We start from the raw sequence: 17,637 nt of genomic DNA, 5'->3' as shown, positions 1-17,637 counted from the left end.
CAATCCTTTTTCAACAAATTATTCGATGCGTTCCCACGGAATAAGGTTATCCATAAGAACAGCCAGTAAAATCCCGACCAATAAGCCGTTACTGAGCAGAGGACGAAGCGTTAATGGAAGGTCTTGCAGATACACAGGCGGTAATGCCATTAAAAATATGCCGACAAATAACGGCAATGCGAGTCGATAAATATTGCGAGCGGTAAACGTTATTTGCTGGCTAAACACCAGCGCGGAAAAGAGTAAAGGCAGATAAGAAACCAGCATGACCGCACTACTCACGGGTAAAGGGATACTGCAAAACAGTCGCGTGAGTGCCGGAACCAGCGCCACCAGCAGGCAAATAACGCTGCCATAAATAAACGAACGCCGCGTGTAATCGCCAGTCTGGGTTAATAAACCAATGGATGAAACAAACGGTGAAAATGGAATTACTGCCAGCGGCACGGTTATCAGTGTCATAAATCCGGTCGCCACAAAGCTACGACGATAACGCGTATTCCCCGCGCCCTGCTGCGGATAAAAAACATCCGTGCCCCGAATCGCACCGTAGGTATTGCTGATATTCACCAGACCTGTAATCACCGCCGTCAGAATAATCCCCGGCGACAAAGCACCGCCACTGCCGAGCGGGAACCACTGCCAGTGCAACTCACCGGAGAGCGAATGCGAAGAAGGAAAGCAAAAGTACCACAACAACCAGCCGGTTATGGTGCCGACCAGCAGGCCATAACGGGCAAAACGTTGCGGCAGGAAAATAATCATCGCCAGTACCAGGCACATCACCGCCACCGAGAGCGCGAACGGCGGTAACTGAATTTTAAAATTCGGGTCGGCTATGCCAAACGGCAGCCCGAGCATACCTTTGAAAAAGATAGTGGTCAGCTGCGCGCCCAGCATCAACATAAACAAGACCATCACCGACGGCGTAAATAACCGCGCCAGGCGATGACCTAATCCGCTAAAACCAATCAACATCGTCAGCACGCCGGAGAGTGCAATCCCCACCGCCAGGCTGGTAGCGATATCGTTGATCGGTGTCCCGCGCGATGCTTCGCCAAGGGTGATAGTTAGGATGGTTCCCCACCACAGGCCACCTGGCCCTTCCATAATAGCGCGACGATGGCCACAGAACGCCTGAGCGAAGCAGGCCAGTGCGGTAGCAAGAAAAGCATATTGTGTGAGTGTAAGCAGGCTACTTTGCGGCAACTGAAAAGCAGAAAGTAGCGTAGGAGGAACCACAACCGTGTTGCAAAAAATAAAGAAAAACCACTGAAATCCTGATAACAGGCTTTCGCGGCTGACTGCAAAATTGAACATAAACACACCTTAACCGGAGAATGCCCGCCGCAAGGACGGGCATTGCAGGGGCCAGATTACTGCTGATGTTTAAGGATAAATTGACCTTTCGGCGCAACAGGGAAGCCCTGTTCGATGTCGTAAATCACATCACCACGTAAGATGGTTTTCGTGATACGCGCGCCAATGGTACGGCCAACATACGGGCTGACTTTGTGGCGATATTCCAGATCGTCATTGGTAAGAACATAGCTGCTATTCGGCTGAATGAAGACGAAGTCGGCATCTTTTCCTGGGGCGATACGGCCTTTTTGCTGCAGACCGAAAATATCTGCTGCGTTAGTCGCCATTAATTTGCCGAACATTGGCAGAGACATTCCGCGTTTCTGTACCGCTTCATCGAACATCACGTCCATACAGTTTTGCAGACCGGCAATACCGCCCCATGCTTCCATAATGTTGCCGGCTTTCATTTCCGGAGGGCATGGTGAGTGGTCGGAAACCAGGCAGTCGATTTCACCGTTAAACAGTTTTTCCCACATGCCTTTCTGGTTTTCCAGATCGCGGATCGGCGGTGAACACTTCGCCAGAGTACCGATTTCTTCGAACTGATCGGTATCCAGTACAAAGTAATGCGGGCAGGATTCACAAGTAACGTCCTGACCTTCCTGACGTGCACGAGTCACTTCTTCAACGCCTTCCGGGCTGCTGATATGGCAAACGTGCAGACGGCAACCGGCAACTTTCGCCAGATACAGCACGCGGCGAATCGCTTCCACTTCGGTAAATACCGGACGCGAAGCCACATAGTCATGGGCAGTTACGCGACCTTCACGTTTCGCTTCTTCGCCCAGTGCGTCACAGATCAGCGCGTTTTCGCAGTGCACCAGCACCGGCTGCCCCAGTTCGCCCAGCTTCTGCGCACCTTTGAAGAACTGCCAGTCGTTTACATCACGGAAGTCGTTGTCGATACCGCGATCGCCACAGGTCGCAACGAAGCATTTGAAGCCGACAACGCCCACTTCATCCAGCTCATGCAGACGGTCGATGTTGTAAGACACCAGGCCACCGAGTTGTGCCGCATCGATAGTCAGCTTGCCTTTAGCGGCATCGAACTTCAGTTCAATTGAAGCGCGGTCAACCGTTGCAGGCAGCTGGTTGAGCGGCATTTCGATCATGGTGGTGATACCACCTTTTGCCGCTGCGCGAGTACCGGTTTCATAACCTTCCCAGTGGCTACGACCCGGTTCAGAAATATGGGTGTGCGCATCAACCATGCCCGGCGAAACCACCAGACCAGACGCATCCATAACTTCTTTTGCATCGCCCAGATCCTGACCGATAGCAGCAATTTTGCCGCCTTTAACGGCGATATCTACAACGCGAGCTTCGTTTTCTAAAATAACGGTGCCGTTTTTAATGATTAAATCAAAAGACATAACAAACTCCTTGTAAAATACAGATTGGTTTTTAACTCAATGTTCAATATCGGGATTAATTAACCTATGGTTTTTTGCTCTCCTGTTTTTTCTGCTGTTGTACGTTTCTTTAATAAGGCGTAGGCCGCAAAGGCGACGATGACGCCGACAAACCATGAAACACGCGATAACGGTTCCATAAAGGGAATAAACTTACCGCCAAGAGATAAAATAACGGCCACCAGAGTTACTGAAAACGCGGTGAGGTTAAAACCGTTATCGTAATATTTATAATCGCCAGGTGCGGTGTACAGTTCATCAAGATTAATTTGCCCACGCATCACCACAAAATAATGCGCCATCATGACACCAATTACCGGACCCAGCATTCCGCCGATGATATCGAGGAACAGATAAATACTGTCCTGATTTTCCATTAATTTCCACGGGCAGATCAGCAGGCTGATAATACTGGCAATCAGTACGCCGTTTTTATAGGTCAGTTTTGTCGGTGCAATGGCAGCAATCTGATAACCGGCCGGAATAATATTACCGGTGGCGTTAGTGGAAATGGTCGTCATCAGAATAACCAGTACCGCAAAGAACGAGGCAAACAGGCTGTCCCAACGCTGAACAATATCCAGCACGTTCCAGGTATCAGCGCCGTAATGAATACTGGCTCCGGCAATAATACATACCCCGGCGACCGCAAACAGAATATAGGCCACAACTAAACCCAGCGTTTGCCCCAGCGCTTGCTCACGAAACGAGTGGGCGTTTTGCGTAAAGTCGGATGCGCTCACCGCCGGAGCCGCCCAGACCGCAACTACCGCGTTAATCACCACCAGGAACAGGAAGCCACTGTTTTCTGCTTTCTGAATACCGCTCGGAATGTAGTCAAAGATTGGACCGAGCCCGACCAGCGAAATCGCCCAAATCGCCATACCGCCGAAAACGATATAGATGCACGGGTTAAGAATGGCAGTGAATTTATTTAAAACTTTGCCACCGCCAAAACCTATACCAACGTTGACCAGCCAGAAGAGTAAGAAAGTAATTAAGCCCGGTAGAGAAAGGCCTAACAGAGTGAAATCACCACCGAGAGTCAAAAATCCCGGCCAGATTTTGCCAATCAGAATCAAGCAGGCCAGTGACCCTGCGTAACATTGCAGGCCAAACCACATAATGGCAGCAATACCGCCTCTTAATAATCCGGGAAACAGTGCGCCACGTACGCCGTAAGAAGCACGCAGGATCATGGCAAACGGTACGCCGTATTTACTGCCCGCAGCACCGTTTAATACCATTACCGCGGCAATGAAAAAGGCGCTGAGGATAATTGCCAGCATAATACTAAAGGTAGACAAGCCGAGAATAAAAAAGCCGCCGACCATCACATAATTGGGAACGTTATGAACCGAACCCATCCATAAGGTAAAATAGTTAAATGTTTTCCAGGTCCGCTGGCTTTGCGTTTTCGGCAATAGATCTTCGCTATAGCCGCGTTGCTGGAATAGTTTTCTCTGATGTTCCATAAATCCCTCTTAATTTCACGTATCGAATAACGTTGTTTTAATCTAGCTATGAGGAACAAATAAAATAAAAATATTATTTTTAATACTGAAGCAACATCTTTGGCTGCTTTCTTTTTTAATATTGCTGGCCGATTCATTTTCTGATATCGGCCATTTTTATTGCGGGTATCAGGCCAGTTTATGGTTAGCCATTAATTCCAGCGCCTGCACTAACGCAGAGTGATCCAACTGGCTGCCACCGTTTGCCGCACAGGTATTAAATAACTCCTGGCAGGTCGCGGTGTTTGGCAGGTTCAGCGCCAGTGTCTTCGCACTTTGCAGTGCCAGGTTGAGATCTTTCTGGTGCAGCGCAATTTTGAAACCTGGATTAAAGGTGCGTTTAATCATGCGCTCACCGTGAACTTCCAGAATACGTGAGGAAGCAAAGCCGCCCATCAGCGCCTGGCGCACACGTACCGGGTCTGCACCGGCTTTTGAAGCAAACAGCAGAGCTTCAGAGACCGCTTCAATATTGAGCGCCACAATAATCTGATTTGCCACTTTGCAGGTTTGACCGTCGCCGTTACCGCCCACAAGGGTGATATTTTTACCGAGCAGTTCAAACAGCGGTTTAACACGTTCAAATACCGCTTCGTCACCGCCAACCATAATTGACAACGTCCCTTCACGCGCGCCGATTTCACCGCCGGAGACTGGCGCATCGAGATAATCACCGCCCAGTTCATTCACCTGGCGAGCGAAACGTTTAGTTTCAATCGGGGAAATGGAGCTCATATCAACAATGGTTTTGCCCTTTAGCGAGGCTTTGGTACAACCATTTTCACCGAATAGAACTTCTTCAACCTGTGGTGTATCCGGCACCATAATAAAAATGATGTCCGATGCTTCCGTTACCTGGTGCGCAGTTTCAACACTGACGGCACCCAGTGACAGTAATTCATCAGCAACCGGACCAATGGTTGTGACATGCAGTTGATGACCGGCACGCGCCAGATTAATAGCCATCGGTGTACCCATAATGCCTAAGCCAATAAATCCCAGTTTCATAATTAACCTCTTTTAAATTTTGCTTTTCCTGGATTCAGACAACACGATCCCCTGCCAACTTAGCGGCCTAAAAAAGCATTGCCTGAACAGCGTTACGTTTTAACGGTACGGATCCATCCAGCGTAAACCGGCTTCCGTGGTGGTTTGGGGTTTATATTCACAACCAACCCAACCGTTGTAGTCAGAATTTTCGATTACCTTAAAGAGATAATCATAATTAATTTCTCCGGTCCCCGGTTCGCCGCGATGCGGATTATCGGCAATTTGCAGGTGACCAATTTTATCGGCCCACTGAGTCATGGTGTTGGTTAATTCACCTTCCATCCGCTGCATGTGATAAATGTCATACTGAATTTTCAAATTGCAGCAACCAACATCATCAATCAATTTCAGCGCCTGCCGAGTTCCGGTGAGATGGAAACCAGGAATATCAAAATGGTTAATAGGTTCAATCAGTAATAAAATATCTTCTTTCATCAGCATATTCGCGGCATAACGCAGGTTTTCTACAAGCGTTGCGTGAATCTGTTCACTGCTGAAACCAGTCGGCGTTTTACCGACCAGACAGTTAATTTTTTTATTACCCAGCGCACGAGCATAACGAATCGCTGCTGCTACGCCATCCCGAAACTCTTCTTCACGGCCAGGAATACAGGCAATACCGCGCTCCCCCGCCGCCCAGTCACCCGCCGGTAAATTGTGCAGCGTATGTTCGAGTTTATTACTCGCCAGCACCTGTTTTAATTCTTCAATGTCGTAGTCATAAGGAAACATAAATTCAACGCCGCGAAAACCACACTGCGCAGCTTTCTCAAAACGGGCGAGAAAATCATATTCACCAAATAACATCGATAAATTAGCAGAGAAACGTAACATTATTTATCTCCCTTATTCATAGTGCATGAAGCAGGTTTCAGTCGGTGCATCCGCTGCGTTATCGGCGATATCTTCAAATTCCATGACGTTATCCAGTTCGCTGCCCATCGAAATATTTGTCACACGCTCGAGAATAACTTCCACGACTACCGGTACCCGATATTGCGCCATTAAGGCTTTCGCCTGTTCAAAGGCCGGTGCAATATCTTCCGGTTTGAAGACGCGAATAGCTTTACAACCTAAACCTTCCGCTACTTTTACGTGGTCGACGCCGTAACCGTTCACTTCGCTGGAGTTGATATTCTCGAAAGCGAGTTGCACGCAGTAGTCCATGTCAAAGGCGCGTTGTGACTGACGAATCAGGCCGAGATAGGCGTTATTCACCAGCACATGGATGTACGGAATGTTGAACTGCGCGCCAACGGCTAACTCTTCAATCAGGAACTGGAAGTCGAAGTCACCGGAAATCGCCACCACATTGCGTTTCGGATCAGCGGCACAAACCCCCAGCGCCGCCGGAATCGTCCAGCCTAACGGACCAGCCTGACCACAGTTGATCCAGTGGCGGTCTTTAAAGACATGCAGCATTTGTGCCGCAGCGATTTGTGACAGACCGATGGTGGTGACATAACAAACATCGCGACCAAAGGCTTTGTTCATCTCTTCATACACGCGCTGCGGTTTCACCGGCACGTTGTCGAAGTGGGTTTTGCGCAGCAAAGTGCGTTTGCGCTGCTGGCAGTCGGCGACCCATTCTTTACGACACGGCAGACGACCCGCTTTTTGCATCTCCTGCGCCACTTCAACCAGCAGTGTCAGCGCCGCTTTAGCATCAGAGACAATGCCGAGATCCGGACACAGCACGCGGCCAATTTGCGTCGGCTCAATATCGATATGAACGATTTTGCGCCCTTCGGTGTATTTCTCTACCGAACCGGTATGACGGTTAGCAAAACGGTTACCGATACCAAACACCATGTCGGACGCCAGCAGTGTTGCGTTACCGTAACGATGCGCGGTTTGCAGACCCACCATCCCGGCCATCAGTTCATGATCGTCCGGGATACAGCCCCAGCCCATGAGCGTTGGGATCACCGGAACGCTGGTCAGTTCAGCAAACTGTTGTAACAGTGCAGCTGCGTCAGCATTGATTACCCCGCCCCCGGCAACAATCACCGGACGTTCGGCCTGGATTAACATTTCTACAGCTTTTTCGATCTGCATACGGCTGGCAGCAGGTTTGTAGACCGGCAGCGGTTCGTACATGTCAGGATCAAACTCGATTTCCGCAACCTGAACGTCGAACGGTAAATCCACCAGTACCGGACCCGGACGACCAGAACGCATCAGGTGAAATGCCTGTTGCAGCACGCGAGGCACCAGCGCCGCTTCACGTACTGTAACCGCCATTTTGCTGACCGGTTTAGCAATTGCTTCAATATCAACAGCCTGAAAATCTTCTTTATGCAGACGGGCGCGCGGTGCCTGGCCGGTAATGCACAGAATAGGAATGGAATCAGCAGAAGCGGAATAGAGCGCGGTGATCATGTCCGTGCCCGCAGGACCGGAAGTCCCCAGACATACGCCGATATTCCCTGCCGTTGCGCGGGTATAACCTTCCGCCATGTGCGAAGCACCTTCCACATGACGCGCCAGAATGTGACGAATACCGCCGTGCTTACGCATCGCTGAGTAGAACGGATTGATTGCAGCTCCCGGAACACCGAAGGCGGTGGTGATACCTTCTTTCTCCAGCACATACATTGCCGCGTCAACGGCTCTCATTTTTGCCATTTTATTCCTACCTCTATTAATTGGAAAAATTTTCCAACTTTCAAATTTTGTCAAAAAAACCCGCTCCGCAGAGCGGGATGCGACAGACATTATGGATGTGCTTTCAGTCCCAACGCCGTGCTGATATCGCGGGCGGTGTCTCTGACCAGCTCACCCTGACTGACAAAACGATCTTCTGTCAGTCTTGATGAAGGCCCGGAGATGGAGATAGCGGCAACAACACTACCTACATCGTCATAAATTGCTGAAGCTATGCAATTCAGGCCTACAACATGCTCTTCTTTATCTACGGTATAGCCCAGTTCACGCGCTTGTTCCAGGTCCTTCAGCAGGGTGGGCATATCCACAAGCGTAGTTGGCGTAAACTGCTGCAAACCGGTTTGCAGAATGATGCTCATCAACTCCTCTTCCGCCAGCGGATAAAGCAGCGCTTTGCCCGCACCGGAAGCATGCAGTGGCAGACGACTGCCCAGTGGCGCGCACATCCTGACCATCGATTTACACTCTAACTGACCAATTAATACCGCTTCATTGCCGTTACGGATCGCGACATTGACCGTTTCGCCGGAAAGTAACATCAGGCGGCGCATAAACGGTCCGGCGACGGAGAGGACATCACGGTTATGGATGTACGCTGCACCGACGTTAAAGACACCTAATCCTATATGCCACCAGCCTAACTGACTGTCCTGATAGACAAAATCCGCTGCCTGTAAAACCTTCAGCAAGCGAAAGGTCGTGGAGAGCGGCAAATCCAGATTGAGAGAAATATCGCTAACCGACGAACTTCCCCCACTTTTTTCCAGATATTGCAGAATCGCAATTCCCCGCTCTAATGCCTGTGCGCCCTTCTGTGCCACAGGCTCCGCCTGTCCTGGCCTGCCGCGCCGTCTAACTTCCGTCATACCTACGTTAACTCCGACCTACAAGTGAGCATAAACAATGAACAATTAGTTTATCTTATGCAAGTCGGTTGCAGGCGTCACGCAAAACAGAGTTCCTGTTCAGGAATACTTTCAACATCACAGTTGTCACTGCCGCCGCGATCGATGGTCAGAAAATCGGTGACGCGCTGCCAGGCGAAAAGTGGGTGATGCCAGACGTTACGATGGTAATTCACTCCCTGTTCGCCGTTGGTAATAAACGCCCGCAGGGTTGACAGGTCTGGTTTGTCGTCACCTAACGCCACGACCACCACAAACACCTCACCTTTCATCGGGATAAAGGCCTGAGTACCCAGCGGATGACGTTCGAGTTCGTGAATGGTCAGCGGCAGATTCGCCGGTTGCGCGCGGTTAATGCTGATAAGCGTACGGTCTTGCTCAAGAATCTCAACCAGCGCCAAATCGTGGTAACGCTCCACCAGGCCATTGTTAATATGGAAAAAATCCCGTTGCTGCGTTTCGATTACGTCGCCATAAGCACTAAAGGCTTCCTGACTTAACGGTAATACCTGAAGTTTCATCTTTTTGTCCTTGTAACATAATTCCGTTCAACCACCGCCGACCGGTCAGCTTGGTTTCAATAACAGGCAATCTAAAACCTTAAGAGAACAACATCAATACAAAAGTTGGAATATTTTTCCAAAACTAGATTTAGTCCACAAATTGAACAGGGTTATCATGTAAAAATACTGATAAATCAGAGGATAAGAAAATCACGCAACTTGCGGATTTAAAAGGGGATACCTGAAGATGTTCGATCCAGAAACCTTGCGGACTTTCATTGCGGTTGCTGAAACAGGAAGTTTTTCAAAAGCGGCAGAACGATTATGTAAAACCACGGCGACGATCAGTTATCGCATTAAACTTCTGGAAGAGAATACCGGAGTAGCGCTGTTTTTCCGTACGACTCGTAGCGTAACGTTGACAGCGGCTGGCGAGCATCTACTTTCCCAGGCCAGAGACTGGCTGAGCTGGCTGGAAAGTATGCCCAGCGAGCTGCAACAGGTGAATGATGGCGTGGAACGCCAGGTGAATATTGTCATCAACAACCTGCTCTATAACCCCCAGGCCGTCGCCCAGTTGCTGGCGTGGCTGAATGAGCGTTACCCCTTTACCCAGTTTCACATCTCCCGACAAATCTATATGGGCGTCTGGGACTCGCTATTGTACGAAGGTTTTTCGCTGGCTATCGGCGTCACGGGAACTGAGGCGCTGGCAAATACCTTTAGTCTTGATCCCTTAGGATCGGTGCAATGGCGATTTGTCATGGCGGCGGATCATCCGCTGGCGAACGTTGAAGAGCCGCTAACAGAAGCGCAGTTGCGGCGCTTTCCGGCGGTCAATATTGAAGACAGCGCCCGCACCTTAACCAAACGCGTCGCCTGGCGATTGCCGGGTCAAAAAGAGATTATTGTTCCCGATATGGAAACGAAAATCGCCGCCCATCTGGCGGGCGTTGGCATTGGTTTTTTGCCAAAATCGCTTTGCCAGTCAATGATCGATAATCAACAACTGGTCAGCCGGGTAATCCCAACGATGCGCCCTCCTTCGCCATTGAGTCTGGCATGGCGCAAATTTGGCAGCGGCAAAGCGGTAGAAGATATTGTGACCTTGTTTACCCAGCGCAGGCCGGAAATCAGCGGATTTTTAGAAATTTTCGGCAACCCACGCAGTTAAAAATCAAGTTTCCTTGCGCGTTGGCGCGTAAAATAGCGCGCAAGCTGATTTGAGGTTCACTTTTAACTATGCAAGAGAGACACACGGAACAGGACTATCGTGCCCTGCTGATTGCTGATACGCCCATTATTGATGTTCGCGCCCCTATAGAGTTTGAGCAAGGCGCAATGCCCGCCGCTATCAATCTGCCGTTAATGAATAACGATGAACGCGCCGCCGTTGGCACCTGCTATAAACAGCAAGGCTCAGACGCAGCGCTGGCGCTGGGACATAAACTGGTTGCGGGTGAAATTCGTCAGCAGCGCATGGACGCCTGGCGGGCAGCGTGCCTGCAAAATCCGCAAGGTATTCTCTGCTGCGCCCGTGGCGGTCAGCGCTCACATATTGTGCAAAGCTGGTTGCATGCAGCGGGGATTGATTATCCGCTGGTGGAAGGCGGTTATAAGGCACTGCGCCAGACCGCGATTCAGGCGACCATTGAACTGGCACAAAAACCGATAGTGCTGATTGGCGGTTGTACCGGCAGCGGTAAAACGCTGTTGGTGCAGCAACAGCCGAACGGTGTTGATCTGGAAGGGTTGGCGCGTCATCGCGGTTCGGCGTTTGGTCGCACCTTACAACCACAACTTAGCCAGGCGAGTTTTGAAAACCTGCTGGCTGCCGAAATGCTAAAAACCGACGCCCGTCAGAATTTGCGCCTGTGGGTGCTGGAAGACGAAAGCCGGATGATCGGTTCGAATCACCTGCCGGAATGCCTGCGCGAGCGAATGACTCAGGCGGCGATTGCGGTGGTAGAAGATCCGTTTGAGATCCGTCTTGAGCGCCTGAACGAAGAGTATTTCTTGCGTATGCATCATGATTTTACCCACGCGTACGGCGACGAACAGGGCTGGCAGGAATATTGCGAATACCTGCATCACGGACTTTCGGCTATTAAGCGTCGGCTGGGGCTACAGCGATATAACGAACTGGCTGCAAGGCTGGATGCAGCGCTGACAACGCAACTCACCACCGGCAGCACCGACGGTCATCTGGCCTGGCTGGTGCCGTTACTTGAAGAGTATTACGACCCAATGTATCGCTATCAGCTTGAGAAAAAAGCGGAAAAAGTTGTCTTTCGCGGTGAGTGGGCGGAAGTGGCGGAATGGGTTAAGGCGCGGTAATGAGGGACGTATTTGTATTAGTCGCGACTTGATCTGACACATGGCCTTGAAAGGTTGAGAGTTACCGGTTTTGATATGAGTGTCGAATCCTTATCCAAAACAAGAGGTAACTCTCATGCTTCATACTGCCAATCCCGTCATCAAACACAAAGCCGGTTTGCTCAATCTGGCTGAAGAACTCAGCAACGTATCAAAAGCCTGTAAAATCATGGGCGTTTCGCGTGATACGTTTTATCGTTACCGCGAACTGGTCGCTGAAGGCGGTGTGGATGCGCAGATTAATCGTAGTCGCCGCGCTCCTAACCTTAAGAACCGTACCGATGAGGCAACTGAACAGGCTGTTGTTGATTACGCCGTCGCTTTCCCGACACATGGTCAGCACCGGGCCAGCAACGAGCTGCGTAAACAGGGGGTTTTTATCTCCGACAGTGGTGTCCGTTCTGTCTGGTTACTCCATAACCTTGAGAATCTCAAAAGACGATACTGAACAAATTTTATCAGGTGACGTTCCGTAAAAAGTTGTATGGAGTTCTCGATGCAGTCGGCGCGACTATCAGTACCCCCGCTGAACCCTGGACTATCGGGCCGCCGTACTGGGGCATGTCACCCTGGCGTGCCGCTGGTTTTCCGCTAATGGTTTATTTCCTCTTTCTTTCCCGGCAAGAATTTATTTTAATCCGGAAGGATTATTTATTTTCAGATAGGGACTCACATTAAACACGTAACATTTTAATTAATGCATGGCTGAATATGTATTACACAATGTCAGATATCGTAAAAGACCAGTGCAATTCTATGTAAACTCTCTGACTGTTTATTTTATTTGTTGTTTCAGGGTCGGAACTCACCCTCAATAAACAACTGAATACGAGTAGATATTCATCGTCTGAGCTATATGGCTTTACACAATAGCCGACATGTCTTTTCTCAGTCAGAAATTTTACTTTTCCTCACTACGAAGTTGACGACTTCGATATGGGATAGACTCTTAATTCAAGCAATTACTCTGCACAAGCATCAGGCAATCCAGCTCCAATATTTGTTATAAAATAATGCGTAACATTAATTTCACCAACAAAAAAAAGGTTTACGCTATCCCCTTGCCCTGGTATTTTACCATATTTACACCACACTTTTTTTGTATCTGGATCATTCTCTGATACGATTTTCGCCACTTGTTCCCTGGCCCTCACTGTCAATGTTTTCTTAAACCTACCCCCATCATCATTTGTTAGGGAAAAATAAGAAAAAAAATAATCATCTTCTACATTTGTGTATATTGATATATCCACCGCTACGTGCGGAAAAAAATCTGGGAGCCATGTAAAAACTCCATCATTTTCTGGTATTGCCATATAGTTTATGTAATGTTTACTTACAAGAGATTCATCTTTGTATAAATAAAGATAAGTAATTACGCATAAAACAACAATGATTATAATAGCAAAAATAAATATTATCATCTTTGATAGATTACTTGAGATAGCCAGCATCTTGTAAAGCCTTTATCGTTTTTTTATGCTCTGGATTAATATAATCACTACATCTATCTGAGCAATCTGTTGTTGATGGACATGTCAACCCATGGTCATTTACAGCCAAGTCTTTTTTATTATCTTCAATCATTTCAGAATGAGATAGCTTTACTTTTCTGCCGTACATACCGAACAGATTTAACCCGTAATCTCTAATCTCTTTTTCATAACCCAGCCCTTTCGCCGATCGGCTAACACCAGCGTCATTTAATTTAGACACTCGACAAAATGCCATACAATGGAAAAATTGATCAGTCCCACCTAAATTTAATCTCTTCATATCTTCATAAGTATCAGATAATATATCCCATGCTCTTTGATGGTTTAGTTGATCTTTTCTTCTTATTAGCGCTACATCTGCGGGACTTAACCCTAATGGATCAATACCATTCACCGGATTCAGCGGATACGCATACAGACTCCATCCCCCCTCCAGCCCTATCGGGTCCTGAGTGATATACCGCCCCTGCAACGGATCGTAGTACCGGTTCCGGTTGTAGTACAGCCCCGACTCCTTATCATACTGCTGCCCCGGCAGCCGGTACGGCTGGTGCAGGTGATGCGGGTTCTCCTCATTAAGCTGGTTGCCCCATTCATCATATTCCGCGCTCCACGCCGTATTGCCGTCTTCACTGATAAGCGCCAGCGGCAGGCCCCGGTAGTCACAGTGATAAAGATGTATTTTTCGCTCAGGCAAATAAACCGGCTCTATCTGTGCCGCCAGCCGCTCCACCGTCAGCCCGCACTGCGCAAGCCACTGGCGGCTTTCACTGCTCACGCAGTTTGCCCGGATTTCCCCCTCCAGCCTGTCCAGCAGCCCCACCAGTTCAGCCGGGAACACCACACCGTGGCCGTCTTCGCTCCCTTCCTGCTGCAGCTTCTCCGCCAGGCTGCGGCACTGCACTTTCTCCCGTTCACCGTTGTCTGTTTCGATGCGGATGAGCGGCGCGAAGCTCCCCGGCTGGTATACCGTCTGGATACGCGTGGTGTCGGTCTGTACCGTCGTCAGCCGGTCGCCGTCCCATCCGTACCACGTCACCTCCGGTTTACGCGACAGCGACATCCATCCCGTCAGGTCACGCCCGCGACGCCACACCCGTTTTCCCGTCCGGCGGCCCAGCGGGTCGTAGAGGTAGCGGCTCTCGACCAGTGGCTCCTCATGCTGTATCCGCGTGTAAAACACCAGCCGGTGCTGGCTGTCGTAGTGGTAGTGGTGGGTCCGCTCGTCGTCCGTCCGTATCACACCCGTCGGGATGCGGTCCGTCTTCTCCGTCAGCCTGCCGTATTCATCGTAACGGTACAGGTAATGCGCGTCTTTGGTGATGCGGTTATCCGGCCACGCCGTGAGCGTGCTGTCCGGGTGCAGCTCCGGGTCCGGCAGGCGGTTGCCCGCCGGGTCGGTGGCATACGGGATGCGGATGTCCAGGTCCGGTGCGAGGGTGCGCACGCTCTCCAGCCTGCCCGTGGCGCTGTAGCCGTATTCCCGCGTCTGCCGGGGGGCGCTGATGCGCACCAGGTCGCCGTTGTCACTCCACCCGTAGTCACGGTCATATACCAGGCTGTTCAGGTGCTGGCTCTGTAACCGGCCTGCGGGGGTGTATGTGTTGGTCAGTTCATATGCGGCATTACTGCCTGCCATGCTGCCGAAGCTGCGCACCGTCTCCCGGTGCAGGCGGTCGCGCGTGAACTCCAGCAGCGGCGTCCCGCCCAGCTTCATTCCCGCCAGGTAACCGCTGCCATACGTCAGCCACTCCACCGGCGGCAGGCTGTCCGGCGTGACGCGGTTTGCCAGCCCCTGTTCGTTGTATGCGTGTTTCGTCTCATGCTGCCACAGCAGTTCCCCCGTCTCCGGGTTCTCCACCGTCTGGCGTTCGCCGGTCAGGCGGCCCTTATCGTCGTAGCCGTAGTGGGCAGCGACACGGTGGCCTTCACTGAGATGGCTGATGTCTGTCAGCCAGCCGTGGCCGTCATACTGCCACTGCTCTGCCGGTTCACCGTTTACCGTGCGGTGAGTGATACGGTCCGATTCATCGTAGTACCAGAGGGTGACAAGCCCCTCATCTTCACTCTGCGTGAGTTTTCCTGTCAGGTCATAATGATAACGTTGCGTCCGCCCGTCAAAGCCGCCCTGCTGTACCAGCCGGTCCAGCGCATCGTAACTGAAGACGCTGTGGCTGCCGTTCTCGTTGGTCAGGCTGATGACACGTCCGGCAGCATCGTACTCCATACTGCGCGTCAGCCCGCCCTGCGTGGTGCTGACCGCCTTTCCCCACGCATCGTACTGTGTCTCGCTCCGGTTGCCGTCCGGGGTGATAACGGCAGTCAGGTCGCCTGCGGCGTTGTATTCATACCGCGTTTCACGGCCCTGTGCGTCTTTCACCGAGGTTAACCGGCCACGGTTGTCATAGCGGCGGTAAAGGCTGATGCCTTCCTCGCGGTGGACCGCCGTCATCTGGCCGAAGCGGTCGTATTCATAACGGGTCTGGTAGCCCGAGCAGTCGGTGAACGCCAGCAACTGACCGTAGCGGCTCCACGTCATCTGCCGGGTGCTGCCCGTCGCATCTGTTGTTGTGGCCGGTAATTCACTGTGCGCATCATCATAGCGGTAGCGTACTGTCTCCCCGCTGCGCGATGTCTCCGTTACCAGCCTGTCCAGTTCATCATATGCCCGGCGGCTCTCCAGCCCGTCCGGGGACACCACCGCCGTCAGCTGGTTCCCGTCGTTATAGTAAAATTTCGTCTCCCGCCCGTCCGGTGTGGTGATGTCCGTGATATCGCCGGACACCACATTCAGACCGTACTCTGTCCGCCGTCCCGCCGCGTCCGTCTGCGCCGTGAGCCTTCCTGCCGCGTCATACCCGCTGTGCGTGACGCTGCCATCCGCCAGTTCTTTTTTCACCACCCGTTTCAGCCCGCCTTCACCTTCTGTATGCAGCACCTCACGCCGGTTCAGGCTGTCGGTGACGGTGATGCGGTCCTGCTCATAAAGATAGCGGTAACTTAACCCTGCAGGGTTCAGTTGCTCCACCACCCGCCCCGCATCGTCGTAGCGGTAGCGCATCTCCGGCCTTCCCGCATAACGGTGCGCCACCATCCGGCCCGGGTGCTGCGCGTCATACGTGAAAGCGCGCACCTGCGTATTGCTGCGGTCATATACCGCCAGCAGTTCACCGGCTTCCGTATACGTGTACCGCACCAGTGGCGCAGCGGGCAGGCTCTCCGGGTATGCCGGGTCGTGCATCAGCCACACCGCCGAAAGGCGGATACCCCTGTCGGGGCCGTATTCGGTACCGGGCAGTGTGTCGGGGAACGCTGAGGCTGAGAGAGGGCGGGAACTGTCAGAAGAAGATAGCGAAGAGGTGCGGGCCTCTTCCGCACGCTGCGCCTGCGTGGTCAGCACCAGACGGAACTCCCGCCCGGCACCGTCCGTCACGCCGGTGATTTCCCCGGTCAGGTCACCGGCGGCCTCACGCCGGTACGTCAGCGTCCGCCCGAAGCGGTCCGCCAGCCCCGTCAGCTCCCGGTACGGCGGCAGCGGCGCTGGCAGTACGTCCTCAGCACCCGGCACCCGCTCAGACCACCCCAGTATCCACCACGGCCCCTGTGCGCTGTTGGTCGCCAGGTAACGATGCGGGCTTAACCGGATATCCGGCGGCAGCGACGCCCACAGCCGTGCCAGCGTATGGCCGTCCGGCTGCGTTGCCTTACCACCGCGCACCAGCCACATTGACTCGCTGCGGCTGTACACCGCCTCCCCCGGCAGCAGCGGCTCAAAGTGAATGCTCCGCCCGCCGTTGTCGTTGAGTATCAGTCCGTCATCATGTAGCTGTAAGCGGATATCAGAAGGCGCTTTCCAGCCGGGGCCAAAAATCCCCACCGGCGCAGGCGTCTTCGTCCGGTAGCTGCTGTAGGTGCGGGAGAGAATGAACGGCAGCGGGCCGGGCAGCGCAAGGTCCGTCTCGCCGGGCAGCACCTTCGCCCCCAGCAGCGGATTTACCGGGTTGCCCGAAGTCATCCCGCCCGGACACACCGAGCACGCCACGCCAGTTGGCGCGCCAATTCTTACACCTGCCGAACCCTGGACAATGGGACCGCCATACTGAGTCATATCTCCCTGACGCGCCGCTGGTTTTCCGCTCATATAAAGTGCCCTTTTAGTTATTGTTCATATCCCTGTGTTAGCAACAAAAAAAATAAAATGACACACAAGACCAGCTAATGTATTTATATATTTTTCACATAAACTTATTTGTTCTCAATCAACAACAACTGTTATTACAGGTCACTTTCAATATTTTATTAAACTAAAATTTTTAGCACAGATGAATTCATCATCAACAAATTCACTA

12 protein-coding genes and 2 pseudogenes are annotated in these 17,637 nt (G+C 51.6%); 3 read left to right on the top strand and 11 right to left on the bottom strand.

Annotated features, from left to right (window positions below; genetic code table 11):
* Positions 1-18: 18 nt before the first annotated feature.
* The 8 genes from HUZ68_RS06080 to allA all read right to left on the bottom strand — a co-directional run bounded on the left by HUZ68_RS06080 (position 19) and on the right by allA (position 9,434).
* On the bottom strand, positions 19-1,320 hold the full coding sequence (locus HUZ68_RS06080) for a uracil/xanthine transporter (protein ID WP_001302767.1): 1,302 nt from the start codon (positions 1,318-1,320) through the stop codon (positions 19-21).
* Between the two features lie 56 nt (positions 1,321-1,376).
* Positions 1,377-2,738 carry an allantoinase AllB gene (gene allB / locus HUZ68_RS06075; protein ID WP_000006887.1) on the bottom strand — a complete coding sequence of 454 codons (1,362 nt, stop codon included), beginning with the start codon at positions 2,736-2,738 and terminating at the stop codon, positions 1,377-1,379.
* 59 nt (positions 2,739-2,797) lie between these two features.
* A complete protein-coding gene (locus tag HUZ68_RS06070; protein ID WP_000401139.1) occupies positions 2,798-4,252 on the bottom strand; it encodes an allantoin transporter in 1,455 nt (484 codons plus the stop codon).
* Positions 4,253-4,420: 168 nt separating this feature from the next.
* Positions 4,421-5,299, bottom strand: a complete 879-nt coding sequence (glxR, locus tag HUZ68_RS06065; RefSeq protein WP_000765827.1) for a 2-hydroxy-3-oxopropionate reductase — start codon at positions 5,297-5,299, stop codon at positions 4,421-4,423.
* Between the two features lie 99 nt (positions 5,300-5,398).
* The gene (gene hyi / locus HUZ68_RS06060) at positions 5,399-6,175 is read right to left on the bottom strand and encodes a hydroxypyruvate isomerase (RefSeq protein ID WP_000943564.1); all 777 of its coding nucleotides are present in this window, start codon (positions 6,173-6,175) and stop codon (positions 5,399-5,401) included.
* A 12-nt stretch (positions 6,176-6,187) separates the two neighbouring features.
* Positions 6,188-7,969 (bottom strand): glyoxylate carboligase, encoded by a 1,782-nt coding sequence (gene gcl / locus HUZ68_RS06055; protein WP_001096881.1) that lies wholly within the window; start codon positions 7,967-7,969, stop codon positions 6,188-6,190.
* 89 nt (positions 7,970-8,058) lie between these two features.
* Positions 8,059-8,874, bottom strand: coding sequence for an HTH-type transcriptional repressor AllR (gene allR, locus HUZ68_RS06050; protein WP_000141275.1), 816 nt, complete (start codon positions 8,872-8,874; stop codon positions 8,059-8,061).
* Between the two features lie 77 nt (positions 8,875-8,951).
* On the bottom strand, positions 8,952-9,434 hold the full coding sequence (allA, locus tag HUZ68_RS06045; protein ID WP_000776388.1) for an ureidoglycolate lyase: 483 nt from the start codon (positions 9,432-9,434) through the stop codon (positions 8,952-8,954).
* A gap of 229 nt (positions 9,435-9,663) precedes the next feature.
* On the opposite strand from allA, the gene allS reads away from it, so the two are divergent.
* From allS to HUZ68_RS06030, 3 genes and pseudogenes are all read left to right on the top strand, one after another.
* Positions 9,664-10,590: an HTH-type transcriptional activator AllS gene (allS, locus tag HUZ68_RS06040; protein WP_000460145.1), complete on the top strand. Its 927-nt coding sequence runs from the start codon at positions 9,664-9,666 to the stop codon at positions 10,588-10,590.
* Positions 10,591-10,658: 68 nt separating this feature from the next.
* Positions 10,659-11,753: a tRNA 2-selenouridine(34) synthase MnmH gene (gene mnmH / locus HUZ68_RS06035; protein WP_001157988.1), complete on the top strand. Its 1,095-nt coding sequence runs from the start codon at positions 10,659-10,661 to the stop codon at positions 11,751-11,753.
* Between the two features lie 115 nt (positions 11,754-11,868).
* Positions 11,869-12,234, top strand: a pseudogene (locus HUZ68_RS06030) (helix-turn-helix domain-containing protein); the annotation flags it as partial.
* Between the two features lie 58 nt (positions 12,235-12,292).
* Here HUZ68_RS06030 and HUZ68_RS25115 read toward each other — a convergent pair.
* From HUZ68_RS25115 to HUZ68_RS06020, 3 genes and pseudogenes are all read right to left on the bottom strand, one after another.
* Positions 12,293-12,388 (bottom strand): annotated as a pseudogene (locus tag HUZ68_RS25115) (hypothetical protein); the annotation flags it as partial.
* 366 nt (positions 12,389-12,754) lie between these two features.
* The gene (locus tag HUZ68_RS06025; RefSeq protein ID WP_000879783.1) at positions 12,755-13,246 is read right to left on the bottom strand and encodes a YbbD family protein; all 492 of its coding nucleotides are present in this window, start codon (positions 13,244-13,246) and stop codon (positions 12,755-12,757) included.
* A complete protein-coding gene (locus tag HUZ68_RS06020) occupies positions 13,227-17,429 on the bottom strand; it encodes an RHS element core protein (protein ID WP_239594068.1) in 4,203 nt (1,400 codons plus the stop codon). Before HUZ68_RS06020 ends, HUZ68_RS06025 begins: the two co-directional genes overlap by 20 nt.
* Positions 17,430-17,637: the final 208 nt, after the last annotated feature.

Origin of the sequence: Shigella dysenteriae (assembly GCF_022354085.1) — a bacterium.
GTDB classification, from domain to species: Bacteria; Pseudomonadota; Gammaproteobacteria; order Enterobacterales; family Enterobacteriaceae; genus Escherichia; species Escherichia coli.
The sequence above is the reverse complement of the archived record's forward strand: the minus strand, read 5'-3'. Positions and strand labels throughout refer to the sequence as shown.

What these genes read in the sequence shown, in the direction of transcription:
- HUZ68_RS06025 (WP_000879783.1), bottom strand. Translation starts at nt 13,246, where the DNA reads ATGCTGGCTATCTCAAGTAATCTATCAAAGATGATAATATTTATTTTT.
- glxR (WP_000765827.1), bottom strand. Translation starts at nt 5,299, where the DNA reads ATGAAACTGGGATTTATTGGCTTAGGCATTATGGGTACACCGATGGCT.
- HUZ68_RS06020 (WP_239594068.1), bottom strand. Translation starts at nt 17,429, where the DNA reads ATGAGCGGAAAACCAGCGGCGCGTCAGGGAGATATGACTCAGTATGGC.
- hyi (WP_000943564.1), bottom strand. Translation starts at nt 6,175, where the DNA reads ATGTTACGTTTCTCTGCTAATTTATCGATGTTATTTGGTGAATATGAT.
- HUZ68_RS06070 (WP_000401139.1), bottom strand. Translation starts at nt 4,252, where the DNA reads ATGGAACATCAGAGAAAACTATTCCAGCAACGCGGCTATAGCGAAGAT.
- gcl (WP_001096881.1), bottom strand. Translation starts at nt 7,969, where the DNA reads ATGGCAAAAATGAGAGCCGTTGACGCGGCAATGTATGTGCTGGAGAAA.
- mnmH (WP_001157988.1), top strand. Translation starts at nt 10,659, where the DNA reads ATGCAAGAGAGACACACGGAACAGGACTATCGTGCCCTGCTGATTGCT.
- HUZ68_RS06080 (WP_001302767.1), bottom strand. Translation starts at nt 1,320, where the DNA reads ATGTTCAATTTTGCAGTCAGCCGCGAAAGCCTGTTATCAGGATTTCAG.
- allA (WP_000776388.1), bottom strand. Translation starts at nt 9,434, where the DNA reads ATGAAACTTCAGGTATTACCGTTAAGTCAGGAAGCCTTTAGTGCTTAT.
- allS (WP_000460145.1), top strand. Translation starts at nt 9,664, where the DNA reads ATGTTCGATCCAGAAACCTTGCGGACTTTCATTGCGGTTGCTGAAACA.
- allB (WP_000006887.1), bottom strand. Translation starts at nt 2,738, where the DNA reads ATGTCTTTTGATTTAATCATTAAAAACGGCACCGTTATTTTAGAAAAC.
- allR (WP_000141275.1), bottom strand. Translation starts at nt 8,874, where the DNA reads ATGACGGAAGTTAGACGGCGCGGCAGGCCAGGACAGGCGGAGCCTGTG.